Origin of the sequence: Mesorhizobium sp. M0751 (assembly GCF_040320265.1) — a bacterium.
Taxonomy (GTDB): domain Bacteria; phylum Pseudomonadota; class Alphaproteobacteria; order Rhizobiales; family Rhizobiaceae; genus Mesorhizobium.
Map to the genome: position 1 here is coordinate 386,907 of NZ_JAMYPH010000003.1, position 24,024 is coordinate 410,930.

Consider the following 24,024-nt stretch of genomic DNA (forward strand, 5'->3'; position numbering starts at 1 on the left):
CGCCTGTCGGGTCACTTCTTGCGGAAGGCGTCGAGCGACACCACGTCGGCGCCCTTGGCGCCGGCGTCGGCCGCGGCAGGCTTCTTTTCCGCCTCGGCGGCTTTCTTCTTCGTCTCGGGCTTTTTCTCGGCGACGATAGCCAGCGGCTCGGGAGCAGGCTTGGCCTTTGTCTCGTGTTCAACCGGGGTATCGGTCTTGACGTCGAATTCGAGCTCGAAGTTGACGGACGGGTCGTAAAAGCCGCGCACGGCCGAGAACGGGATTTCCAGTTTCTCCGGCACGTCGGAAAACGACAGCCCGACTTCGAAACCGGTGTCGCTCACCTTCAGGTCCCAATACTGGAACTGGATGACGATGGTCATCTGTTCGGGATAGCGCTCGCGCAGCCGCGACGACACGCGCACACCCGGCGCGCCGGTGAGAAAGGTGATGAAGAAATGATGGTTGCCCGGGAGACCGGTGCGCGCGACCTCGGCCAGGACCTTGCGCATGACGCCGCGCAACGCCTCCTGGGCCAGAATGTCGTAGCGGATGTGGTCGTCGGCCATGTGGCTGTCGGGTTCCGTTGAATCGTCCTGATAGCTGTAATCAAGCTTGAGCGCGGCGTAAACCGGATATAGATCGCCGGCGTGCGGAAGCGAAGCCCATTGGCGACGATTTGATCGTCAAACGGCTTTGATCGTCAAGCGTTGGCGAGCGCGCCCTGTTTGCTTGCCCGGAACACCGGCTGCCGCTTGCCGAAGGCGCGCAGGAACGTGCGCACGCCATTTGTCGCCGATTGCACCACCTTGTCCTCGGTTGGTGTACCGCCGAGCATGAAGGTCGTCTGCAACTCGGCATTGGCAAGCGCCATGAACTGGCGCGCTGCGACATCGGGATCGTCGATATCAAGGAAGCCGGCATGAGCGAGGCGGGCGAAGCGGGCGGCGATCGCCGGCCATGTCCTGCCCGGTCCTTCTTCGCGCCATTTGGCGAACAACTCGGGATAGCGCCCGCCTTCGGTCTGGATCAGCTTGCGCAGGAATTTGCCGTCGCGGTTGCAGATGCAGTTGTGATTCATCCGCACAGCAAAGGCGATGAGGTCGGCCTCGAGATCCTTCGGCTGATCGGGAAAAGTGGAAATCGTGGCAAAGATGCCGGCATTGCAACGTTCGGTGAGGTCACGGACGATGGCAACGAAGAGTTTTTCCTTGTCGCCGTGATGATTGTAGATGGTCTGGCGGGAGACGCCGGCCTCGGCGGCAATCATGTCGATATTGGCACCGGCGAAGCTTTCGCGGCAGAAGACCGAGGCGGCGGCATCGACAATCGACATGCGCTTGGCCTCGTGGCCTCGCGGCGGGAAAATGTCAGGAGAGACGTTGGCCTTCATGCAAAACTATATAGAGGTGGTTGACGAATTAGACAAGCCTGTCTAAATTTGTGGACTTGCACGAAGGGGGTTTCGGTCCGCAGAAGAGTCGGAACTCCACGGGATGGAACGTCCTAGGGTTACACGTCGGTCCTCGGCGGCAACCAGAATTCGAAAGAGCCTGCTATCATGAACGCCAAATTCCTCCGCATTGCGGTCGTGCTCGGCCTATTGTCCGCGATCGGCCCGTTTGCCATCGACATGTATCTTCCGGCCCTGCCGTCGATCGGCGAGGATCTGCATGCCGGCACTGCCGCGGTGCAGATGAGCCTGCTGATCTTCTTTCTTTCCATGGGCTTCGGCCAGATCGTCGTCGGACCGATCTCCGACATGGTCGGCCGCAAGCTGCCGCTCTACGGCGGCCTGGCGCTGTTCATGGTCGGCGGCGTCGGCTCGGCGCTGGCTCCCTCGATCGAATGGCTGATCGCCTTCCGCTTCCTGCAAGGGCTCGGCGCCAGCGCCGGCATGGCCGTGCCGCGCGCCATCGTGCGCGATCTGCATACCGGCACCGAGGCCGCCAAGCTGATGTCGCTACTGATGCTGGTGTTTTCGGTGTCGCCGATCCTGGCACCGCTGACCGGTAGCCAGATCATCGAGAACTTCGGCTGGCGCGCCGTGTTCTGGACGGTGACGGGCGCGGCCGTGCTCGCCACCATCCTGCTGGCGACCTCGCTCAAGGAGACGCGGCCGGTCGAGGAGCGCGCCGGGTCGTCTTTCGGGACGGCGCTTTCAGGCTACCGCTTCCTGATGGGCGACCGCAACTTCCTTGGCCTGACGGCCATCGCCGGCTTCGGCATTGCGAGCTTCTTCGTCTATCTGTCGAGCTCGTCCTTCATCCTGATCGACCATTATGGCCTGTCGCCTTCGGTTTACAGCGTGTTCTTCTCGATCAATGCGGTTGCCTTTATCGGCATGTCGCAGCTGACCGGGTTGCTATCCGAGCGGTTCGGGCTGCAGCGCGTGGTGCGCGTCGCGGTGACCGGCTATGCGACGACGATGGTGGTTCTGTTCGCGGTGATGGCATCGGGTGTCGACCGGCTCGACGTGATGGCGGCGCTGCTGTTCATCGGCTACGGCTTTCTCGGCCTGGTCATCCCGACCACGTCGGTGCTGGCCATGGAAGAGCATGGCGAGATCGCCGGCACGGCGTCGGCGCTGATGGGTACGCTACATTTCGCCATCGGCGCGGTCGCCATGGGCGTCGCCGGCGTGTTTTTCGACGGCACGCCGCTGCCGATGGTGGCGGGCATCACGCTCTGCGCGGCGATCTCCTTCACGCTGGCCAAGATAACGCTCGGCCGCAGCCGGGACGTTGCGGAAGCGCCGGCGGAGTAAGCTTCACCTATCGACACAAAAAGGCCGGGCGATGTTCCCGGCCTTTTCACGTTTGCGGTCCCGGTTCAAAGCAGCCTATGCCTATATGACGGGTTCAGGACATGCAGCTTCGACATCTCAAGACCTTCGTGGCGGTCGCCACCACCTTGAACATCACGCGCGCCTCCGAGCGGGTTCATCTTGCCCAATCGAGCGTGACCGAACAGATCCAGGCGCTGGAAGCCGATCTGGGCACGTCGCTGTTCGACAGGTCACGGCGTGGCTTGAAGCTGACGGCGGCGGGACAGCGCCTGCTGGACTACGCAAACGATCTCCTCGACCTCGCGGACGAAGCCCGTTCCGCTGTCGCCGACGCGAGCGGCACGCTTGCCGGCCGCCTGACGGTCGGCGGCCTGGAGACGCTTTGCTCGACACGCTTGCCAGCTTTGCTGGGGGAATTCCATCGGCGTCATCCCGATGTGGAACTGAACCTCAGGGTGGACGATAGCAGTGGGTTGCGTGCCGGCGTGACAAGCGGGGCGCTGGACGTATCTTTCCATTTCGGGGCCGTCCCGGCGGCGGCGCCGGAGCTGCGAAGCGAGCAAGTGGCAGTAGAAGAGCTCGTCACCATAATGCCGGCAAATCACCGGTTGGCCGGACATTCTGCCATGACGCCCGACGATCTGGCTGACGAGGCTTTCCTCGTCACCCAGCGCGGTTGCGTCTATAGGCGGATGTTCGACGAAGCGTTTGCCGCAACGTTGCCTGACCGTCCAAAACTCGTCGGCGAGTTCGCCAGCATGGGCGCGATACGGAGTCTTGTTGAAGGCGGTCTTGGATGCGCGCTGGTCCCGCGTCTCGTGGCTCCCGCGGCTGATGCCAATATCGTCGTGCTGCCCTGGGTTGGAAGCAGCCCGGTGACGGCGGTCACCATGGTATGGCGCCACCGGCGCATTCAAGCGCCGGTCTTGCGGCTGTTCCTCGCAATGGTTCGCGAGGTCTGGCCGTCACTAGACCAGCCGCTGGCCGCCATCGACATGAAGCACGGTTCCGGTGATGAAGCCGTTGTGCATCAGGGACGTAATGGCTTGGGCAACGTCGGCTGCCTGGCCGATCCGGCCGACGAGCAGGCGCTTTGCCATGGCGTCCAGCGCAGCCGTCTTTCCGCTGCCGACGACGGCATCCCAAATCGGCGTGTCGACCCAGCCTGGCGAGACAACGTTGACGCGGATCGGCGCCAGTTCGACGGCAAGCGCGTAGGCGAGTGAGCCAAGGGCCCCATTAACGGCCGCCACCACCGAGCCTTTCGCCGCCGGACGATAGGCGGCGATGCCCGAGGTCAGCGTGATCGATCCCCCGGGCGTCAGACGAGGCGCGCCATGTTTGGCAAGAAGCAGCGGCCCGACGATTTTGGAATCCATCACTTTCCGCGCCACCGAGATGTCCATCTCGGGAAGCAACACATAGACGCCGGTGACGTCGGCGGCGGTCGAGACGATGTGGTCGAGCGTGCCGACATCCTGGAACAGGCGCTGGACCTCGTCCTCGTTTGTGATGTCGGCTGCGATCGTCCTCAGCCTTTCCGGATGAGGCAAGCGCTGCCGTGCGGCCGACAACCGGTCCTCGGAGCGGCCGACGATCGTAACCTCGGCGCCGGCGGCAAGCTGCTGTTCGGCAAGCGACAGCCCCATGCCGGAACTGCCGCCAACGATCAGGATGCGTTCGTGTTTTGGTGTGGTTTGCTGGTTCATCTTATCTCTCCATGAGGCAGCTCGCCGGGCATGACCACACGCGGCGAGAAACTGAGGCCTTGTCCCGCAAAGGCGTGGAAGAAGGGAAACGGGAAGAAACGAATGCTGCCATCGGAGGTTCCGATGATGGGAGGCTGTTAGGCTTTCGCCCCAGCCTGAGACGCCTCAGCCTCAAACGTTGACGATCCGCGATTTTCTGTGTAGCAGCGATCATCATGACGATCGCTATGGTTCTTGCAGTGGTAGGAAAGCGCACGGGCAGGATGGTGTAACCATCCGGCGACAGCCACCCGTGCGCGACAAACAGGCTCCCGACGGGGCCTTTTTTTATGCCCGAAATTCCCTCTTACGCCCGATTTCGGCGATGCCCCGTCAACCCATCCTCATCACGCTACGGGACAGAACCATGACAAGCGATAATTCCATTCGGGATACGAGCAACCGCATGACAGGAGCGGAGATCGTTCTCCGCGCACTCAAAGACAATGGTGTGGAGCATATTTTCGGCTATCCCGGCGCGGCCATATTGCCGATCTATGACGAGATATTCCAGCAGGACGACATCAAGCATATCCTCGTGCGCCACGAACAGGGCGCCGGCCATGCCGCCGAGGGTTATGCCCGGTCCACGGGCAAGGTCGGCGTGATGCTGGTCACATCAGGCCCAGGCACGACAAATGTCGTGACGCCCCTGCAGGACGCGCTGATGGATTCGGTGCCGATTGTCTGTCTGTCCGGGCAGGTGCCGACAACATTGATCGGCTCCGATGCCTTTCAGGAATGTGACACGATTGGCATCACGCGATCCTGCACCAAGCACAACTCTTTGGTCAAAGACGTCAATGACCTGGCGTCAGCGATCCATAGGGCATTCCACATCGCCAGGTCGGGGCGACCGGGGCCGGTTCTCGTCGACATGCCAAAGGACGTTCTGTTTGCGTCCGGCGTGTACACGCCGCCTTCGGACGTTGTCGCACTGAAGAGCTATCAACCGAAGCTGCAGGGCGATATCGGCAAGATCGGCCAGGCGCTAGAATTGATGGCCAATGCCAGCCGTCCCGTTATTTATGCCGGCGGCGGCATCGTCAATTCCGGCCCGGAAGCATCGAGATTGCTTCGGGAGCTGGTTCAACTGACCGACTTTCCGGTCACCTCGACGCTTATGGGCCTTGGGGCTTACCCCGCCTCCGGCAAGAACTGGCTCAAGATGGTCGGTCTGCACGGTTCCTATGAGGCGAACATGGCGATGCACGATTGCGACGTCATGATCTGTATCGGCGCGCGCTTCGACGACCGCGTGACCTCGCGTGTGGATGCTTTTTCGCCCAACTCCAGCAAGATCCATATCGATATAGATCCGTCCTCGATCAACAAGAATGTCCACGTCGATATCGGCATACAAGGCGATGTCGGCAATGTTCTGGATGACATGGTTCGTCTATGGCGCGCATTGCCTCAGAAACCGGATGGAGGCCGCCTCCAGGACTGGTGGAGAAAGATCGCCGGCTGGCGCGCACGCAATTCGTTCTCCCATGAGATGAACAAGGATGTGATCATGCCGCAATATGCGGTGCAGCGCCTCTATGAGTTGACGAAGGATCGCGACACATACATCACCACTGAAGTCGGCCAGCATCAGATGTGGGCGGCCCAATTCTACGGCTTCGAAAAGCCGAACCGCTGGATGAGTTCGGGCGGCCTCGGGACGATGGGCTACGGCCTGCCGGCGGCGCTCGGCGTGCAGATCGCGCATCCGGACAGCCTCGTCATCGATATCGCCGGCGACGCGTCGGTTCAGATGACCATGAAGGAGATGTCGACGGCAGTCCAGTACGACGCGCCGATCAAGATATTCATCCTGAACAACGGATATATGGGCATGGTTCGCCAGTGGCAGCAAATTCTTCACGGCAACCGCCTCGCCCATTCCTATTCCGAGGCCTTGCCCGATTTTGTCAAATTGGCCGAGGCGTTCGGAGCGGTCGGCCTGCGCTGCGACAAACCAGCCGACCTTGACGATGCGATACAGGAAATGATCGATGTGGACCGGCCGGTGCTCTTCGACTGTCGTGTTGCCAGGCTCGCCAATTGTTTTCCGATGATCCAGACGGGCAGGGGGCACAACGAGATGCTGTTGCCCGACGACGCGGCCACAGGTGAAACATTCGCCGGTGCGATCGATACGGTCAGCCAGGGACTGGTATAAACGCCCGCGGCGCCTTCGGCGTATCAGGGCGCATAAAAAGCCCAGGCCTATAGCCGCACATGTCAAAAAAGGGAGAAATGGAGGTTTCTGTTGCCAGGTACCTCCGAACCCCGCCTAGAAGTGCGAACCACTAGGGCTTGAATTGAAGCTATCGCACCGCTTACGCGGCGAGACGTGCTTCCGCATAGTTGTCGTTGGCAACTATAAGTTTAGCCCGATAACGGTGGTACAATGCCGGGCAAAAGTACGATCTTTACACCTTCGTCGATCCTATTTCGCCCCCAGCAAAAGCCGCTCCTGAACAGCGGTTTTTGGTGGAGGCGCCGGGTACCGCCCCCGGGTCCGAACGGCTTATTTCATCGCCTGTTTATCGCCATAGTCGGTCGAGCCGACGACGCGAATATAGGGACTGGCGGTGGAAAATGAAAGGCCGGAATGCCACTTTCGTCCGTGTCAAAGTGGATCATCAAGGGGTTGACTTGCCGCCGGTCTCAACCGAAGCTTTGTGGCGGTGAGGAGACCTAGCGCATAATTTGCGGCAGCGCGCCACAATCCTCATCGACCGGATCCCGTGGCGCCGACGAGGGGAAATTCGATGGCCGACTATCTCGCAGACGTAAAGAAATATGATGCGGCGGCGGATGCCGACGCGGTCGCCAAGATCGTCAAGCATCTGGGTATCGCGCTCAGGAACCGCGATTCCTCGCTGGTGTCCTGCACCGACCCGGAGGAACTGAAGCGCGTCAGGAACAGCTGGGTCGCCGGCAAGCTCGGCGTCACCGACGGCGCCAAGGCAGATGCGGCTATCGAAAAGACCTGCAAGGCGATGGCGGCCGACAACAGCAAGAGCCGGGTGACCTTCTATTATCTCGTCGCCAAGGATCTGGGCATGCTCGGCTCGCTCTGAGCAACCTCGCCGCCGGTGCCGGTGCGGCTTCTGCTGGAATTGTCTCGCTTTGCTGTGTTCGGCCGACGGTCATTCGGCTATGATGGCTGACAACCCGAATCGGACCGGAGTCGATGCGCCAGTATCTCGACCTTCTGAAGCATGTGCTGGAAAACGGCGCCGATCGCGGCGACCGCACCGGCACCGGAACGCGCTCGGTATTCGGCTACCAGATGCGCTTTGACCTGGCCCGCGGCTTTCCGGTCACCACCACCAAGAAGCTGCACCTGAAGTCGATCATCCACGAGCTTTTGTGGTTCCTGGCCGGCGACACCAACATCAAATATCTCAACGATCACGGCGTCTCGATCTGGGATGAATGGGCCGACGAGAACGGCGATCTCGGCCCGGTCTATGGCAAACAGTGGCGGTCGTGGCCGGACGGCCACGGTGGTGCCATCGACCAGATTGCGAATCTTCTGAAGGAGATACGCAAAAATCCTAATTCGCGGCGGCTGATTGTTTCGGCGTGGAACCCGGCCGAGGTGGAGGCCATGGCGTTGCCGCCCTGCCATTGCCTGTTCCAGTTTTATGTTTCTGAAGGCAAGCTTTCCTGCCAGCTCTATCAGCGGTCGGGCGATATCTTTCTCGGTGTGCCGTTCAACATCGCTTCCTATGCGTTGCTGACGCTGATGGTGGCGCAGGTGACAGGATTGAAACCCGGCGATTTCATCCACACGCTCGGCGACGCACATCTTTACTCGAACCATTTCGAGCAGGCGCGCGAACAATTGCGGCGCACGCCCAAGGCGTTGCCGACGCTCTGGATAAATCCCGAGGTGAAGGATCTCTTTGCCTTCCGCTTCGAGGATTTCCGGCTCGAGAACTATTTCGCCGACGCGACGATCAAGGCGCCGATCGCGGTCTAGGACCTACCTGACTGTCCATATCGAAATTGCCTACTGCGGCTGCGCCCTCGTTTGCCCGTGCCGCGGGTAGTGATTTCATGTGATATTTCCTTTGGCCTCGATACCGCTGTATCCAACGGAGGTTATCGCACGCCGAGAAACCTGAGCTCAGAATGCCGTCGCCGGTAAAGAGCCTTCCCTTGTTATGTTCACATGGATATATCGATGGACGGCTGCGGGCGATCCGAGACGAGGAGAATTTCATGCTGGCGCGCAAAGGTTCGAAGACGATTGCCATCGCGGGTCTTGCCGCCATCCTGATGGCCGCGGTGCCGGCGGCACATGCCGATGACAAGGTGGTCGTGTTTGCCGCGGCGAGCCTGAAGGACGGGCTCGATGCCGTCAACAAGGCCTGCGAGGCCGATGTCGGCGAGGCGGCAACCATTTCCTATGCGGCGAGCTCGGCGCTGGCCAGGCAGATCGAAAGCGGCGCCCCGGCAGACGTGTTCATCTCGGCCGATCTCGACTGGATGAAATATCTTTCCGACAAGACGCTGACCAAGCCCGAAACCGAGGTGAAACTGCTCGGTAACCAGATCGTGTTGGTTGCGCCGCGGGATTCCAAGGTCGAGACCAGGATTGAAAAGGGGTTCGATCTTGCCGGGCTCGTGGGTGACGGCAAACTTGCCATGGGCGATGTCAAGGCGGTGCCGGCAGGCAAATACGGCAAGGCAGCCCTCGAATCGCTCGGTGTCTGGTCTTCCGTCGAAGGCAAGGTGGCGCAGGCCGAGAATGTGCGCGCCGCCCTAAAACTGGTGTCGACCGGCGAGGCAGCACTCGGCATCGTCTATGCCACGGATGCGCATGCGGAGCCCGGCGTGAAGGTGATCGGCGCTTTCCCCGACAATACACATCCGCCGATCATCTATCCGGTTGCCCAGCTTGCGGATTCGAAGGGCAAGCATACCCCGGCGTTCCTGAAATGCCTGCAATCCGCAAAGGCTGGCGAACTCTTCAAGGCGCAAGGTTTTACAATCCTCGCGCCGAGCCACTGACGAACGGCCCTGAGCATGAACTGGCTGCTGGATCTCGCTCCCAACGAATGGAATGCCGTCCGGCTATCCATCAAAGTGGCGACCGTGGCGATGATTGCCAGCCTGCCGCCGGGCGTAGCAATCGCCCTTGTGCTCGCCCGCGGCCAGTTCTGGGGCAAGACACTGCTCAACGGCCTGGTGCATCTGCCGCTGATCCTGCCGCCGGTGGTGACCGGCTATTTGCTGCTTTTGACTTTCGGCAAGCGTGGTCCGGCCGGCGCCTTCCTGGCCGAGCATTTCGGCATCGTTTTTTCCTTTCGCTGGACGGGCGCCGCGCTCGCCTGCGGTGTGATGGGCTTTCCGCTGATGGTGCGGGCGATCCGGCTGTCGATCGAAGCGGTCGACCGCAAAATCGAGGCGGCCGCCGGCACGCTCGGCGCCAATCCGCTATGGGTATTCGGCACGATCACGCTGCCGTTGATACTGCCCGGGCTGATCGCCGGTGCGATCCTCTCCTTCGCCAAGGCGATGGGCGAATTCGGCGCGACGATCACCTTCGTCTCCAACATCCCGAACGAGACGCAGACGCTGCCGTCGGCGATCTACACGTTCACGCAGGTTCCCGGCGGCGACGCCGGCGCGCTCAGGCTGACGCTGATCTCGATCGTCATCTCGATGGCTGCACTCGTGGCCTCGGAAGTGCTGGCGCGGCGCGTCGGCCGGCGGATGGACATCGAATGACGGTTCAGGTCGACATCAGCCACCGGCTTGGCGATTTCGCCGTCAATGCCCGCTTTGAGAGCGCCGGGCGGCTGACTGCGCTGTTCGGGCCTTCCGGCTCCGGAAAAACGACGCTGATCAATTTGATTGCCGGGTTGATCCGCCCCGACAAAGGCCGTATCGCGGCCGAGGGCCGCGTTCTGGTCGATAGCGATGCAGGCCTGTTCGTGCCGAAGCACAAGCGGCGGATCGGCATGGTGTTCCAGGATGCGCGGCTGTTTCCGCATATGAGCGTGGCGAGCAATCTGCGCTATGGCCGCTGGTTCACGCCGGCTGCCGAGCGCTATGCGGATATCAATAGCGTGGTCGAACTGCTCGGCATCGGTCATTTGCTCGACCGGCGGCCGGCAAAACTCTCCGGTGGCGAGAAGCAGCGCGTGGCAATCGGCCGGGCGCTGCTTGCCAGTCCGAAATTGCTGCTGATGGACGAGCCGCTGGCTTCGCTCGACGAGGCGCGCAAGGCCGAGATCTTGCCTTATATCGAGCGGCTGCGCGACGAGACGAAAATCCCGATCGTCTATGTCAGCCACTCGATCGCCGAAGTGGCGCGGCTGGCGAGCGACGTCGTGGTGCTGATGCAAGGCAAGGTCACCGCTTCCGGTCCGACCGGAGCGATCATGCAGCGTCTGGATCTGTTGCCGGCCGAAGAGCGCAGCGAGGGCGGTGCCGTGCTGGATGCCGCTGTTCTGCGCCACGACGAGGCGTTTGGCATGACGGTGCTGGGCTCATTGGCGGGCGAGATCCGGGTGCCGCTTCTGGCAACGCCGGTCGGTGCGCCGGTGCGCGTCCGCATCCGTGCCCGCGACGTGATGATCGCCACCGAGCAGCCGGCTGGCCTCAGCGCGCTCAACATACTACCGGGCACGATTGTGGCGATAGAGCCGGGCGAAGGGCCTACGGTCGAGATCGGCCTCGACTGCAATGGCGCAACCGTGCTTGCCCGCATCACCGAACAGTCGCGGCAGACGCTGGGGCTTCGGCCTGGTCGAAAAGTCTTCGCGGTGGTCAAGACGGTGAGCTTCGACCGGGCGAATACCGGCGCCGGCTTGCCGGCCGAGGCGGATGGGTGAACGGCGGATATTGTCGCTATATCGTTTTGGAATAGCGTATCGCTGGAGAACTTGTAGAATGGCGTGACTGCGGAGGAGCAAATGCCGTCGCTGAGTTTGCGGATAAATCTCGATCCAGATGGCCGCATCGGGCCGGGCAAGATCGAGCTTCTAGAACAGATCGCCGCCTTCGGCTCGATTTCGGCCGCGGCGCGCGGCATGGAGATGTCTTATAAGCACGCTTGGGATCTGGTCGAAGACATGAACCGCGTGTTCGGTAAACCGCTGGTTGCGGCACAGACGGGCGGCAAGAAAGGCGGTGGCGCCCAGTTGACGTCGGTCGGCCTTGCTGTGGTCAGCCGCTTCCGCGCGATCGAGCGGGCTGCGTCTTCAGCAGCGGCGGCGCATATGGAGGCGCTGCAGGCCGAGATCGACGCTGCGTGAATTCGGCGGAATTCATGCCGCGCTCGATCTCTGCTACTCCTCAGGCTCGCCGGGCTTGCGCAGCAGATAGGTGTCCATGATCCAGCCTTTTTTCCGGCGGGCCTCCTCACGGGTGCTCACGATCTCGTCGCCGACGTCGCCAATCCGGCCCGAGATCACGATCTCGTCGGGCGTTCCGAGATAGGCGCCCCAGTGGACGGTAACGTCCTTGTCGTCCAGCGTATTGAAGGCGCATTTGCCGTCCAGCATGACGATGGTGCTGCCGGCGTTTTCGGGCAGACCTTCCTCGGCGAGCCGGCGGCCGGTGGTGATCAAAATAGCGTCGCCGATGCGGTTCAATGCCATTTTGTGGCTGGCTGCGAGTGCCTGGATGGCGGTGATGCCAGGGATGACCTCCAGCTCGAACGCGACATTGCCTCTGAGGCGCACGCGCTCGAGGATGCGCAGCGCGCTGTCGTAGAGCGACGGATCGCCCCAGATCAGGAAGGCGCCGCAGCCATCTTCGGGGAGTTCGTCGCGGATCAGGCCTTCGTAGATCGCGGCGATCGCCTCGTGCCAGTCGTCGACAGTCGAGCGGTAGGAAGGCGCCGGCTCGGCGCGCACCGGCACATCGAATTCAACGCGGCGCGAGTTTGGGTTAGTGACGAAGCGGTCGCAGATCTGGCGGCGCAATTCGGCGAGATCGTTCTTCTTGGCGCCCTTGTCGGGAATGAACAGCACGTCGGCCCGATTGAGGCCGTTAATGGCCTGGACCGTCATGTGCTCCGGATTGCCGGCGCCGATGCCAATGACAAGAAGCTTGCGCATGGGCGAACTCCTGCCCGATCGGGACCGGCGTGTCTAGACCGACATGACATGCCGGCAGGCGCTGGCGCGTTTGCCGAAAGGCTTTGAAAGGCCACATTGAACGGCTAGAGTCATGTTGGCATTTTCGCCGGGGGAGTTTCCATGTTCCGTTACGTCCTGACCGCAGCGTTGGCGCTCTCGGCTACGCCTGCGCTCGCCAATGATTCGGTTGCCGAACTCGGCACCGGTGGGCTGATCCTTTCGCGCAGCGATGCGGTGGCGATGGAAAGCGAGGATCTCTACATCTCGCCGGAAAAGGTGACGGTCGATTATGTCTTCCGCAACAACACCGACAAGGATGTCGATGCGATCGTCGCCTTTCCGATGCCCGACATCGAAGGCGACCCCGAAGAAATCCCGGCGATTCCGGAGGCACAGAGCGACAATTTCCTCGGCTTCGAAGTGACGATCGACGGGGTGCCGGCAAAGCCGCAGCTCGAGCAGAAAGTGTTCGCGCTCGGCATCGATATCGGCGCCGACCTGAAGGCGCAGGGCGTGCCGTTCTATCCGTTCGGCGACGCGGCCAAGGCAGCGCTGGCAAAGCTGCCGCAAGCGGTCACCGACGACTGGGTCAACCGCGGCATCATCATCCAGGACACTGCCGACGACGGTTCGGGCATGAAGACCGTCTACACGCCGTTCTGGCAATTGCGATCGACCTATTGGTGGCGCTCGACTTTTCCAGCCAACAAGGCGGTCCATGTCTCGCATCGCTACAAGCCGAGCGTCGGCGGCACCTCCTCGGTCAGCTTCTTCTATGATGGCCAGTTCCAGGGCCAGTATGCCGCCTACAAGACACGCTACTGCATGGACGATGCCTTCGAAAACGCCGTGCGCAAGGCAGCCAAGGACGATCCCGACGGCTACCCCAAATATTTCGAGAACCGCATCGCCTATATCCTGACCACGGGCGGCAACTGGGCGTCGGGAAACATCGGTACGTTCAAGCTGACCGTCGACAAGGGCGATCCGAAGAACCTGGTCTCGTTTTGCGGCGAAAACGTCAGGAAGGTCGGACCGACGACGTTCGAAATGAAGGCGCAGAACTTCTACCCCGAGCACGACATAGACATATTGCTGCTGGAGCCATCCGATGGCGGAAACGGCGGCTGATGGACCTCGCGATTTATGTCGCCATCGCCGAGAACGGCGTGATCGGGCGCGAGGGTGGGTTGCCGTGGCGGCTGTCCACCGATCTCAAGCGGTTCAAAGCCGATACGATGGGCAAGCCCATCATCATGGGCCGCAAGACCTATGAAGGCATCGGCCGCCCATTGCCGGGCAGGCTCAACATCGTGGTGACGCGGGACAGGGCATGGCGCGCCGAGGGCGTCGAAGTCGCGCACTCGATCGAGGACGCAATCGCGCTGGCGACGGTGCGCGGGCGCTGCATGGCCGGCGCCGACGAGATCTGCGTCATCGGCGGCGGCGAGATCTATGCTCAGGCGCTGCCGCTGGCCGATCGGCTGCACGTGACCCATGTTCTGGCCGCGGTCGACGGCGACGCCCATTTCCCGCCGATCGACCCGGCGCTATGGCGGATCGTCCGCTCACAGGAGGTTGAGGCCGGTGAGAAGGACAGCCATGCGACACGCTATTCGGTTTACGAGCGTCGCCGCGACGTGAATTGAAGACGACAAAGCGTCGCGACAGGTCTAAATGGACCCAAAGGCGGACTGTGACGGCAGCCGATCGCGTTGAAAGCGTGCCGTTGCATCCCTATAGAAGAATAATATTGGATTTTGCGCTGGCGAGCCGGCGCTTGAGGGAATTCCAAGCGAAAGGACATTCATGCCCTGGAACGACAAGAGCGGCGGCGGCGGCCCATGGGGCGGCGGCAACAATCAGGGACCTTGGGGACAGGGACCCAAGGGACCCAGCGGCCCGCAGGGCTCGCCTCCCGATCTCGAGGATATCATCCGGCGTGGGCAGGACAGGTTGCGGCGCGCACTGCCGGGCGGCGGTGGCGCGAGCCCGGCCGTGTTCGGACTGATAGCTGCGGCGCTGGTGGTGCTATGGGCGTTCAAGGCGGTCTACACAGTGCAGCCCGACGAAGTTGCGGTGGAACTCAGGTTCGGCCAGCCGAAGGCGGAGCTCTCGCAGCCTGGCCTGCATTTCCATTGGTGGCCCATCGAAACGGTCGAGACCGCCAACATCGCCGAGCAGCTTGTCAGTATCGGCGGCGGCAGTTCCAGCGGCAACGGCCTGATGCTTTCCGGCGACCAGAACATCGTCAATGTGCAGTTCTCTGTGGCCTATCAGGTCTCCGACCCTAAGGCCTATCTGTTCGACGTGTCCGACCCGGACGGCATGCTGCAGCAGGTCGCCGAAAGCGCGATGCGCGAAGCAGTCGGCCGGCGCCCGGCGCAGGACATTTTCCGCGACGACCGGCAAGGCATTGCGGCGTCGGTGCGTGAGATCATCCAGACGACGCTGGACGGCTACAAGGCCGGCCTCAACGTCAACGCCATTTCGATCGAGGACGCCGCGCCGCCGCGCGAGGTGGCAGACGCGTTCGACGAGGTGCAGCGCGCCGAGCAGGATGAGGACAAGTTCGTCGAGCAGGCCAATCAGTATTCCAATCAGAAGCTCGGCCAGGCGCGCGGTGCGGCCGCACAGATCCGCGAAGACGCGGCCGCCTACAAGAACCGGGTCGTGCAGGAGGCCGAAGGCGAGGCGCAGCGCTTCATCTCGGTTTATGACGAATATGCCAAGGCGCCGGAGGTGACGCGCAAGCGGCTCTACCTGGAAACGATGGAGAGGGTGCTGAAGGATTCGAGCAAGGTCATCGTCGAGCAAGGCAACGGGCAAGGGGTCGTTCCCTACCTGCCGCTGCCGGCATTGCAGCAGAAGGCGCCGGCACCGGCCACCGGAGGAAACCAGTGATGGCCAACCGTCTTCCCGTCATTGCGGTCATCGCCGCGGTCATCCTGTTCCTGCTCTATTCGTCGGTCTTCGTCGTCAATGCGCGCCAGCAGGCGCTGGTGCTCAGGTTCGGCGAAATCGTCGACGTCAAGAACCAGCCGGGCATCTATTTCAAGGCGCCATTCTCCTTCTTCGATGCCGACACCGTGCAGCTGATCGAAAACAGGGTCCTGCGCTTCGACCTCGACAACATCCGCGTCCAGGTTTCGGGCGGCAAGTTCTATGAGGTCGATGCCTTCATCGCCTATCGCATCTCGGATCCGCGTGTGTTCCGCGCCGCGGTCTCCGGCCAGATCGAACTGGCCGAGGCCCGGCTGAGGACGCGTCTCGACGCCGCCTTGCGCCGCGTCTACGGCCTGCGCGACTTCGAGGCGGCACTCTCGGAAGAGCGTGCCGTAATGATGCGCGAGGTGCGCGATCAGCTGAGGCCCGATGCCACCTCGCTTGGCCTGCAGATCGAGGATGTCCGCATCCGCCGCACCGATCTCACGGCCGAAGTCTCGCAGCAGACCTTCGACCGCATGAAGGCCGAACGTCTCGCCGAAGCCGAGCGGCTGAGGGCGCGAGGCAATGAGGCAGCGCAGCGGATCAGGGCTCGCGCCGACCGCGAAGTGGTCGAAATCGTCGCGGAAGCCCAGAAAGAGTCTGAAATCCTGCGCGGTGAAGGTGAAGCCCAGCGCAGCGCGACGTTTGCCGGGGCCTATCAGCGCGATCCGGCCTTCTTCGATTTCTATCGGTCGATGAATGCCTATGGCACGGCGCTGAACAGCACCGGAACGACGATGGTGCTGTCGCCGAATTCCGAGTTCTTCCGCTTCTTTCGCGACCCGGACAGCAAGGAAACGCCTGCAGCCCCGGCAGCACCACCTGCCGCTCCCGCCGCACCGGCGGCGCAGCCAGGCACCGGCCAGTAGGGCCGGTGCAGGGATAGCCGGCGTAACGGAGGATTTACCCTCTGGCGGTAGCCGTAGCCGCAAACGTGCCTTATTTCTTGCCAACATGACGCGACGCGGCGTTTTTGCCGAAGCGCGTTTTTAGAACACCCGGAGGCCTTTCGATGACATCCACCACCCTTCTGCGTTCAGCGAGGCGGACGTTCATCGCCGGGGCCGCTGCGCTTCTGGTCGGCGCCGTTGCCGTTCCGTCGTTCGTGACGCCGACAGTGGCAGCCGACGGGCCGCCCTCGGTTGCCGATCTCGCCGCCGGCCTGCTCGGCGCGGTGGTCAATATCTCGACGTCGCAGACGGTGAAGGGCACTGAGGGGCCGGGCGCGGTGCCGATGCCGCAACTCCCGGAAGGCTCACCCTTCCAGGACTTCTTCGACGATTTCTTCAAGAACCGTGGCGGCGACAAGGGCGGCGGCGGTCAAAAGGTGCAGTCGCTAGGCTCCGGCTTTGTGGTCGACGCCGAGCAGGGCATCGTGGTGACTAACAACCACGTCATTGCCGATGCCGACGACATCGAGGTGAATTTCTCCGACGGGGTGACGCTCAAGGCGACGCTGGTCGGCACCGACACCAAGACCGACGTCGCGGTGCTGAAGGTCGATCCGAAAGGGCACAAGCTGACAGCGGTGAAGTTCGGCGATTCCAACACGATGCGTGTCGGCGACTGGGTGATGGCGATCGGCAATCCGTTCGGTCTCGGCGGCACGGTGACGGTCGGCATCGTCTCCGCGCGCAATCGCGACATCAATTCCGGCCCGTATGACGACTTCATCCAGACCGATGCCGCGATCAACCGCGGCAATTCCGGTGGACCGCTGTTCAACAGCAGCGGCGAGGTCATCGGCATCAACACGGCAATCATCTCGCCGTCAGGCGGCTCGATCGGCATCGGCTTCTCGATCCCATCGCAGCTTGCATCGGGCGTCGTCGACCAGCTTCGCCAGTTCGGCGAGACGCGGCGCGGCTGGCTCGGCGTGCGCATCCAGCCGGTGACCGACGACATTGCCGAGAGCCTGGGCATGGCGACCGCCAAGGGCGCGCTGGTTGCCGGCGTCATCAAGGGCGGGCCGGTCGACAACGGCACAATCCAGGCCGGCGACGTGATCATCAAGTTCGACGGCAAGGACATCCATGAGATGCGCGACCTGCCACGCGTCGTGGCGGAGAGCCCGGTCGGCAAGGCGGTCGACGTGATCATCGTACGCAAAGGGGTCGAGCAGACGGTCAAGGTGACGCTCGGCCGGCTCGAGGATGGCGAAAAGCTTGCCAGCGGCGGTGAAAATGGCAATACCGACCAGGACGATGCCGACAAGGCACCTGCCGTTTCGACGGCTGCCGTGCTTGGCATGACGATCGGCGAGCTCAACGACGAAACGCGCACGAAATTCGGCATCGCCGCCGACGTCTCCGGCGTCGTCGTGACCGACGTCTCAAAGGATTCGGCGGCGGCCGAACGCGGCATCCAGCCGGGCGAGGTGATCACCGAGATCGCGCAGGAATCGGTCGCGACGCCCAAGGACGTCATGGACCGGATCGGCGCGCTGAAGGAGCAGGGGCGCAAGAACGCGCTTTTGATGCTGGCGTCGAAGACCGGCGAGCTGAGGTTTGTGACAATCCGGATGGATTGAGTCCGGAAGAGCCTGCAACACTCTGATGTTGAAAGGAAAAAGGGCGGCTAGCGGGCCGCCCTTTTTCTTGCCTGCCAGTCTGTGCGTGGCAGCCTGTAAAAGACATGTCGCCTGAGTGCGGTGTGGCTGTCCGGAACACCGGGATGGTCGAAGTCGGAGGCCGGGTCGGCGATCATGCCCAGGCGCTCCATGACGGCAGTGGACCGGCTGTTATCCTTGACTGCGAAGGACACGATTTCGTCGAGGCCAAGTCTTTCAAAGCCATAGGTGAGCCAGGCTTCGGCTGCTTCGGTGACATAGAAGCGGCCCCAGAATTCGGGTGCCAGCCGCCAGCCGATCTCGATTGTGCAGGGCGGCAGGAATGGCAAATGATCGGTGCGGGTTATGCCGACGAAGCCGATGCATTCACCTGTGGCTGCGATCTCAGCGGCCGCGAAGCCGAAGCCGTCGCGATCGATAGCCGCGCGCAACTCCTCCATCTTGGCGTCCGACTGGGCACGATCGCGCCGAAACGGAAAGAATTCCATGACGCGCTCGTCGGAATTGATGCGATGGAAGAGCTCGCGGTCACGATCTTCCCAGTTGCGCAGGATCAGGCGCTCGGTGCGGATCGGCGTCATTCGACAAATTCCTCCCGGCGATAACCCTGCAGATAAAGCAAGGCGGTGAGGTCGCCGTGGTCGATGCGGATCTTTGCCTCGGCTGCCACGGCCGGCTTGGCGTGCAAGGCGACGCCGATGCCGGCAAGACGGATCATGTCGAGATCGTTGGCGCCGTCACCCACGGCAATGGCATCGGCAGGCGTCAGGCCGAGGCGGGCGGAAATCTCGATAAGGGCTTCGGCCTTGGCGGCGCGGCCGAGGATCGGTTCGGCGACCAAGCCGGTGAAGCGGCGATCCTGCTCGATCAGGCGGTTGGCGCGATTTTCGTGGAAGCCGAGCAATGCTGCGATGCGGGTGGTGAAGATGTCGAAACCACCGGAGATCAGCGCCGTCCAGGCACCGTTGGCCGCCATTGTCTGGACGAGCGTGCGGCCGCCGGAGGCCAGCGTTAGGCGACTGTCGATGATGCGGTCGATGATTGCGGCATCGAGACCTTTGAGCAGCGCCACGCGCTCGCGCAAGGCCGGCTCGAACGCGATCTCGCCGTTCATCGATCGCGCGGTGATGGCGGCGACGCGATCCTTGACGCCGATCTCGTCGGCAAGCTCGTCGATGCATTCCTGGTCGATCATCGTCGAATCCATGTCGGCGATCAGGATCTTCTTGCGCCTGTTCTCAGCCGGCTGGACGGCCACGTCGATCGGTTCGGAAGCAAGCGCGGCATGCAGGCGCGCCGTTATTTCGGAAGCGTGGACGGTCCCCGACAAGTCGAGCTCGCAGGCGATGTTTTCGGCCAGCCAGCGAACAGCGCTTGCGCCGACCGACCGTGAGGCCATATTCGCAAGCGTCGGCGTCAATGCGCGGCTGGCGGGATGGGATAGAAGCGTGGCGATCAGCGGCATCGAAAATTCCAGCGGACAGGCGGGCGAAGGCCGCGTGAAGAACGCGATCCTGATAGCCGGGCCGACCGCCAGCGGCAAGTCGGCGCTCGCACTCGACCTCGCCGAGCGCAATGGCGGCGTCATCGTCAACACTGATTCCATGCAAGGCTATTCGGTGCTCGACGTGCTGACGGCGCGGCCTGGTCCTGCCGAACTCGCCCGCGTCCCCCACTTTCTTTATGGACACGTCGATCCGTCCACCGCCTATTCCACCGGCGCCTGGTTGCGTGATGTCACGAAACTGATCGACGACGGCAGGCTCTCGGAGCGGCCAGTGATTTTCGTCGGCGGTACCGGGCTTTATTTCCGGGCGCTCACGGAAGGTATCTCGGAGATGCCCGACATTCCGAAATCGATCCGCGATCGCTGGCGCTACGAGCTCCAGGAACAGGGTGCAGTGAGATTGCACCGCATCCTGTTGCGCGAGGATTCTGCGGCCGGCATGATGCTGAAGCCGACGGATGGCCAGCGCATCGTGCGGGCGCTGGAGGTGCTCGACGCGTCGGGCCGTTCCATCCTGGACTGGCAGGCCGCGCGTGGCCGGCCGTTGATCGACAGGAGCAGCGCGCGCCTTTTCGTCATCGAGCCGGAGCGAGCGGCGCTGGTAGAGCGGATCGATGCCCGCTTCGACCGCATGCTGGACAAGGGAGCACTCGACGAGGTGAAACAGCTTTCAGCGCTCGGCCTCGATCCCGATCTGCCGGCGATGAAAGCAATCGGTGTTCGCGAGCTTCAGGCCGCGCTGGCCGGCGCCATCAGTTTTCCCGAGGCCATCGAGCGCGCGAAAATCGCGACGCGGCAATATGCCAAACGGCAGGCGACCTGGTTCAGGCACCAATTGGGCCCGGAATGGCAGAGATTGCGCCCTGGTGAGGGGATCGACTCGATGCTCTCACCCCCTCCTTCGAGCGCAACCTGAAAAGTCGACACCGAGGGGACATTTCGCGTTGAAGTTGTCCAGGTTAACTGTCCGTAAGTTCCCGCATGACATAAGATCGATAGGAACTTTCCAACGGGGAGCAGATGCGTTTCCACAAGGCGGAATCAGCCTTTTTCGTCTTTATTTTTGTGATCCTGGCCGCCGGCCTGGTGACGCTTTACGCCTATGGGCTCCTGCAAACCCTGGCCGCCGACATTAGCAATACGCCTTCGGAACTCGATGAAATCATCTATCTCAACAAGCTGCTGTTTGCGACCGGCGTGCTGCTGGCGACTGCGCTGTTCTTCGGCATTTTCTTCATCTACCCGCTGATCCGAAAGCAGGCGACGGAAGAAGGCAAGCTGCGCGCCATGACCGTTTCGCTCAGCGCGCGCTCGGAGACGCTGGAGCATGCGGCGCTCACCGACAGCCTCACCGGCATGCAGAACCGGCGCTACTTCGACGATGCGCTGAAGGAATATCTCGAAGAGTTCCGTCGCATCGAAAAACCAGTAGGGCTGATGATCCTCGACCTCGACCATTTCAAGCAGGTGAACGACAGCCACGGCCACGATGTCGGCGACGAGGTGTTGCGGGCCGTCGCCAACTGTCTCAAGGACATGACACGTTATCACGACGTGGTGGCGCGCCTGGGCGGCGAGGAGTTCGCGGTGGTCACGCCCAATATGGACGCCGAGCTGCTATCCAAATTCGCCGAGCGCATCCGCAAGGCGATCGCCAACATGTCGGTGCTGACAGGCAATGTCCGACTGAAAATCACCACTAGCGTCGGGCTTGCCGTCTGGGATCGCAAGGAGACCGCCGAGGAGTTCTATCGCCGCGCCGACCGCCAGCTCTATGAGGCGAAGAGGCAAGGTCGCAACCGCGTCTGCGCCTGAAATTCCGTCATTGAATTCGTGATGCTGGCCGTCTGGTATCGTTTTCTGCGTCTCCGATGCACGCAGACCGACGTCACCCAGTCAAGCTGAGATGCTGCCTTTGCGGGGCTTGCCGGAAATAGAGGTGTTGCCGTGACTAAATCCGACCTCTCCGATCTTTACAGGGACTACATTGCATGCCTGAACAAGCAGGATTGGCCAAATCTGGGGCGCTTTGTTCATGATGAAGTGACCCACAACGGTCGCAAGCTCGGATTGTCCGGCTATCTCGAAATGTTGGTGAGAGACTTCGACGAAATTCCGGACCTTTACTTCGAAATTCAGCTATTGGTTGCCGATCCGCCTTATATAGCGAGCCGCCTAAGCTTCGACTGCGCGCCAAGGGGAACGTTCGTTGGGCTCGATGTAAGCGGGAAGAGAATTTCGTTTGCTGAGAACGTATTCTATGAGTTTCAGAGAGGGAAAATTCGCCGGGTGTGGTCAGTTATAGACAAGACAGCCATCGAAGCTCAGCTGTGATATCTGCGGGCGCTGCCTAAAAGTTGCTCGGCTCAATCATTCTGGGGGACGCAGCCCGAAGGTCGCCGGCTTGAGGCCATAGCGCAAGTCGAAATCGTCGTTCCGCTGGGTGCGCGCGGCCGACGGTTTGCGATAGTCCGAATCGCCGGCCTGTCGGCCCGGATCGACGACTTCCGCGAAAGGCATTGCCTGCTGTGATTTCGGCACGTTGCGCAGCCGTTCGACGATCGCCACGAGGTCGACCTCGTCGCCGGTTTCGGACGGCAAGGCATTCTCGCGTTTGGCGGTGCCGGGGATCAAATCCTCGGAGAGTTTTTCGAACTTCATCCGCATCGTCGTCGCCACGCCTTCCCCGAAGGCGATGGCCTCGCGCTGGCCCATGGAAGACAGGAACGCCAGCGTCGAAGCCGAGGAATCGGCGATCGCCGAGCGGATGATCGCCTGGTCCTGCTCGTTGGCGAGCCGCATGGCAAAGAACGTCGAGCACTGCGACAGGATGGTCGGGTCGAGTTCGCCCGGGCGCTGGGTGACGACGCCGAGATAGCAGCCATATTTGCGGCCTTCCTTGGCGATGCGCGACAGCGCGTGCCGCGTCGGTGCGAAACCGAGGCGCGGATCGGCCGGCATGTAGCGATGCGCTTCCTCGCACAGGAGGAGCAGCCGCAAGCGGCCTTCGCTCCACAATGCCAGGTCGAAGGCCAGCCGCGCCAGCACCGAGCAAACCGAATTGACCACCTCGGACGGCATGCCGGCCATTTCGAAGCAGGTCACAGGGCGGCCGTGATGCGGCACGCGGAAAATGTTGCCGATCGTCTCGTGGATGGTGTCTTCGATCAGGCGCGAGTTGAACATGAAACGGTAGCGCGGATCGGATGCCGCCAATTCGATGCGTGTCTTCAGTGACCTGAAGGTCGGGCGATCGTTCTTGCTTTCCAGCAATCCCATGCGCTCATCGACCAGCTTGATGAGGTCGGCAATGCGATAGGGCACCGGCGCGTCGGCGGTCAGCGCATCGGTGCTGCGCCGTAGAAAGTTGCCGGAGTTAGGATTGCGGTAGAGGTTCTTGGCCGCGGGAATAAGATCGCGCAAGGCGTCGACCTCTTCCGGGACCGTCTCGCGGCCGCGAAACAGCACTTCGGCAAATTCTTCGAGCTTGAACATCCAGAAGGGCAGGTCGAGCGTCGTCGAATCGACCCTGACGCAATATTCGGGCAACGACGCGGCGAACTCGTTGTGTGGATCGAGGATGAGCACGCGCAGGTCGGGCCGGGCGGCGATCGACTTGCGCAAGAGCAGCGAGACGGCGGTCGATTTGCCGACCCCAGTGGTGCCGACAATGGCGAAATGCCGCGCCAGCGTATCGTCGATAGCGATATTGGCGTCGATGGCCTCGTCCTGCGACAGCGTGCCGATGGTGATCGAATGACGACCGGCGAGATCGTAGACGGCCTGCAGGTCGCGGCTGCGGATGCGATGGGCAATGGCGCCGATATGCGGATAGGTCGTGATGCCACGGTCGAAGACCGGCTTCGCGCCGGGTTCGGCACCGTCGCGCACCTCGCCGATCAATTCGATGCTTACCTCGATCGGATTCTGGCCCTCGCTGCTCCAGGCACGATCCGACTTGCCGATTTCGTAGACCAGGCCGACGGTTCGTGATGTGCCGAGATTGATCGAGATCATCTTGCCGACGCTCCACAGGCCGGTGACCGTACCTTCGATATCGTCGGCATAGGCGCTGATGGTGGCGCGCGCGCCATCGCATTGCACGACATTGCCCAGAATCCGCTTGTCGTTCTGCTCCGCCCTGCGGCGCTCCAGCAACGTCGGTTCTCCAATGGAGGCTTCGCGTTCAACGAGCATGGACAGGCCGGTCCCCTTTTCCCGAGTGATGAGCCTAGGCGAACGGGGTTAAGGTGGGATGAGGCCGGATGGTTTAGCGGACATTAAGGAGTTTGCGAAAACTGGACGAAACGGTCGTTGCTTCGTAGAAAAATTTTCGATATATCGGATTA

General features: G+C 62.0%; 23 protein-coding genes, 1 other RNA gene and 1 pseudogene. 17 read left to right on the forward strand and 8 right to left on the reverse strand.

Annotated features, from left to right (window positions below; all coding sequences use genetic code 11):
- Positions 1-11: 11 nt before the first annotated feature.
- Together NKI19_RS07150 and NKI19_RS07155 are read right to left on the reverse strand one after the other, a co-directional pair.
- Positions 12-548, reverse strand: coding sequence for an SspB family protein (locus NKI19_RS07150; RefSeq protein ID WP_352490314.1), 537 nt, complete (start codon positions 546-548; stop codon positions 12-14).
- 134 nt (positions 549-682) lie between these two features.
- Positions 683-1,372, reverse strand: coding sequence for a TetR/AcrR family transcriptional regulator (locus NKI19_RS07155; protein WP_352564507.1), 690 nt, complete (start codon positions 1,370-1,372; stop codon positions 683-685).
- Between the two features lie 168 nt (positions 1,373-1,540).
- On the opposite strand from NKI19_RS07155, the gene NKI19_RS07160 reads away from it, so the two are divergent.
- Both NKI19_RS07160 and NKI19_RS07165 read left to right on the forward strand, forming a co-directional pair.
- Positions 1,541-2,746, forward strand: coding sequence for a multidrug effflux MFS transporter (locus tag NKI19_RS07160; protein WP_023676705.1), 1,206 nt, complete (start codon positions 1,541-1,543; stop codon positions 2,744-2,746).
- Positions 2,747-2,847: 101 nt separating this feature from the next.
- Positions 2,848-3,669: pseudogene (locus NKI19_RS07165) on the forward strand (LysR family transcriptional regulator); the annotation flags it as partial.
- A 66-nt stretch (positions 3,670-3,735) separates the two neighbouring features.
- On the opposite strand, the gene NKI19_RS07170 reads toward NKI19_RS07165, so the two are convergent.
- Complete coding sequence (locus NKI19_RS07170; RefSeq protein ID WP_352490312.1) at positions 3,736-4,476, reverse strand: SDR family oxidoreductase; 741 nt, start codon at positions 4,474-4,476, stop codon at positions 3,736-3,738.
- A 406-nt stretch (positions 4,477-4,882) separates the two neighbouring features.
- On the opposite strand from NKI19_RS07170, the gene NKI19_RS07175 reads away from it, so the two are divergent.
- On the forward strand, positions 4,883-6,682 hold the full coding sequence (locus NKI19_RS07175; protein WP_352490365.1) for an acetolactate synthase 3 large subunit: 1,800 nt from the start codon (positions 4,883-4,885) through the stop codon (positions 6,680-6,682).
- A 76-nt stretch (positions 6,683-6,758) separates the two neighbouring features.
- Here the strand turns inward: NKI19_RS07175 and ssrA are convergent.
- Positions 6,759-7,114, reverse strand: a transfer-messenger RNA (tmRNA) gene (ssrA, locus tag NKI19_RS07180).
- A gap of 163 nt (positions 7,115-7,277) precedes the next feature.
- Between ssrA and NKI19_RS07185 the strand changes: the two genes are divergently transcribed.
- The 6 genes from NKI19_RS07185 to NKI19_RS07210 all read left to right on the forward strand — a co-directional run bounded on the left by NKI19_RS07185 (position 7,278) and on the right by NKI19_RS07210 (position 11,783).
- Positions 7,278-7,589: a DUF2853 family protein gene (locus tag NKI19_RS07185; protein WP_023676702.1), complete on the forward strand. Its 312-nt coding sequence runs from the start codon at positions 7,278-7,280 to the stop codon at positions 7,587-7,589.
- Between the two features lie 113 nt (positions 7,590-7,702).
- Positions 7,703-8,497: a thymidylate synthase gene (locus NKI19_RS07190; protein ID WP_023676701.1), complete on the forward strand. Its 795-nt coding sequence runs from the start codon at positions 7,703-7,705 to the stop codon at positions 8,495-8,497.
- Positions 8,498-8,739: 242 nt separating this feature from the next.
- Positions 8,740-9,531, forward strand: a complete 792-nt coding sequence (gene modA, locus NKI19_RS07195) for a molybdate ABC transporter substrate-binding protein (RefSeq protein ID WP_502899246.1) — start codon at positions 8,740-8,742, stop codon at positions 9,529-9,531.
- Between the two features lie 15 nt (positions 9,532-9,546).
- Positions 9,547-10,251 carry a molybdate ABC transporter permease subunit gene (modB, locus tag NKI19_RS07200; RefSeq protein WP_352490311.1) on the forward strand — a complete coding sequence of 235 codons (705 nt, stop codon included), beginning with the start codon at positions 9,547-9,549 and terminating at the stop codon, positions 10,249-10,251.
- Entirely contained in the window at positions 10,248-11,360 is a 1,113-nt protein-coding gene (gene modC, locus NKI19_RS07205; RefSeq protein ID WP_352490310.1) for a molybdenum ABC transporter ATP-binding protein, read from the forward strand. The genes modB and modC overlap by 4 nt, the downstream gene beginning before the upstream one ends.
- An 81-nt stretch (positions 11,361-11,441) precedes the next feature.
- Positions 11,442-11,783 (forward strand): winged helix-turn-helix domain-containing protein, encoded by a 342-nt coding sequence (locus NKI19_RS07210; RefSeq protein WP_023676697.1) that lies wholly within the window; start codon positions 11,442-11,444, stop codon positions 11,781-11,783.
- 33 nt (positions 11,784-11,816) lie between these two features.
- Here NKI19_RS07210 and cobF read toward each other — a convergent pair whose 3' ends face one another.
- Positions 11,817-12,590 (reverse strand): precorrin-6A synthase (deacetylating), encoded by a 774-nt coding sequence (cobF, locus tag NKI19_RS07215; RefSeq protein WP_352490309.1) that lies wholly within the window; start codon positions 12,588-12,590, stop codon positions 11,817-11,819.
- A gap of 141 nt (positions 12,591-12,731) precedes the next feature.
- Here cobF and NKI19_RS07220 point away from each other — a divergent pair, with 141 nt between their 5' ends.
- The 5 genes from NKI19_RS07220 (at position 12,732) to NKI19_RS07240 (ending at position 18,129) form a co-directional block, all read left to right on the forward strand.
- The gene (locus NKI19_RS07220) at positions 12,732-13,742 is read left to right on the forward strand and encodes a DUF4424 domain-containing protein (protein WP_352490308.1); all 1,011 of its coding nucleotides are present in this window, start codon (positions 12,732-12,734) and stop codon (positions 13,740-13,742) included.
- Complete coding sequence (locus tag NKI19_RS07225) at positions 13,742-14,260, forward strand: dihydrofolate reductase (RefSeq protein WP_352490307.1); 519 nt, start codon at positions 13,742-13,744, stop codon at positions 14,258-14,260. Before NKI19_RS07220 ends, NKI19_RS07225 begins: the two co-directional genes overlap by 1 nt.
- 160 nt (positions 14,261-14,420) lie before the next feature.
- Positions 14,421-15,515, forward strand: coding sequence for an FtsH protease activity modulator HflK (hflK, locus tag NKI19_RS07230; protein ID WP_352490306.1), 1,095 nt, complete (start codon positions 14,421-14,423; stop codon positions 15,513-15,515).
- Positions 15,515-16,468 carry a protease modulator HflC gene (gene hflC, locus NKI19_RS07235; protein WP_352490305.1) on the forward strand — a complete coding sequence of 318 codons (954 nt, stop codon included), beginning with the start codon at positions 15,515-15,517 and terminating at the stop codon, positions 16,466-16,468. The genes hflK and hflC overlap by 1 nt, the downstream gene beginning before the upstream one ends.
- A 143-nt stretch (positions 16,469-16,611) precedes the next feature.
- Positions 16,612-18,129, forward strand: coding sequence for a DegQ family serine endoprotease (locus NKI19_RS07240; RefSeq protein ID WP_352490304.1), 1,518 nt, complete (start codon positions 16,612-16,614; stop codon positions 18,127-18,129).
- 47 nt (positions 18,130-18,176) lie between these two features.
- Here the strand turns inward: NKI19_RS07240 and NKI19_RS07245 are convergent, their stop codons facing one another.
- Positions 18,177-18,749, reverse strand: coding sequence for a GNAT family N-acetyltransferase (locus tag NKI19_RS07245; RefSeq protein WP_352490303.1), 573 nt, complete (start codon positions 18,747-18,749; stop codon positions 18,177-18,179).
- On the reverse strand, positions 18,746-19,633 hold the full coding sequence (gene serB / locus NKI19_RS07250; RefSeq protein ID WP_352564508.1) for a phosphoserine phosphatase SerB: 888 nt from the start codon (positions 19,631-19,633) through the stop codon (positions 18,746-18,748). Before serB ends, NKI19_RS07245 begins: the two co-directional genes overlap by 4 nt.
- Here serB and miaA point away from each other — a divergent pair.
- From miaA to NKI19_RS07265, 3 genes are all read left to right on the forward strand, one after another.
- Entirely contained in the window at positions 19,623-20,591 is a 969-nt protein-coding gene (gene miaA / locus NKI19_RS07255) for a tRNA (adenosine(37)-N6)-dimethylallyltransferase MiaA (protein WP_352490363.1), read from the forward strand. The two genes, serB and miaA, sit on opposite strands and share 11 nt — an antisense overlap.
- Positions 20,592-20,695: 104 nt before the next feature.
- On the forward strand, positions 20,696-21,490 hold the full coding sequence (locus NKI19_RS07260; protein WP_254818928.1) for a GGDEF domain-containing protein: 795 nt from the start codon (positions 20,696-20,698) through the stop codon (positions 21,488-21,490).
- Between the two features lie 132 nt (positions 21,491-21,622).
- Positions 21,623-22,009, forward strand: a complete 387-nt coding sequence (locus tag NKI19_RS07265; protein WP_352490301.1) for an ester cyclase — start codon at positions 21,623-21,625, stop codon at positions 22,007-22,009.
- 36 nt (positions 22,010-22,045) lie between these two features.
- Here the strand turns inward: NKI19_RS07265 and NKI19_RS07270 are convergent, their stop codons facing one another.
- Complete coding sequence (locus NKI19_RS07270; RefSeq protein WP_352564510.1) at positions 22,046-23,872, reverse strand: ATP-binding protein; 1,827 nt, start codon at positions 23,870-23,872, stop codon at positions 22,046-22,048.
- Between the last annotated feature and the right edge of the window lie 152 nt (positions 23,873-24,024).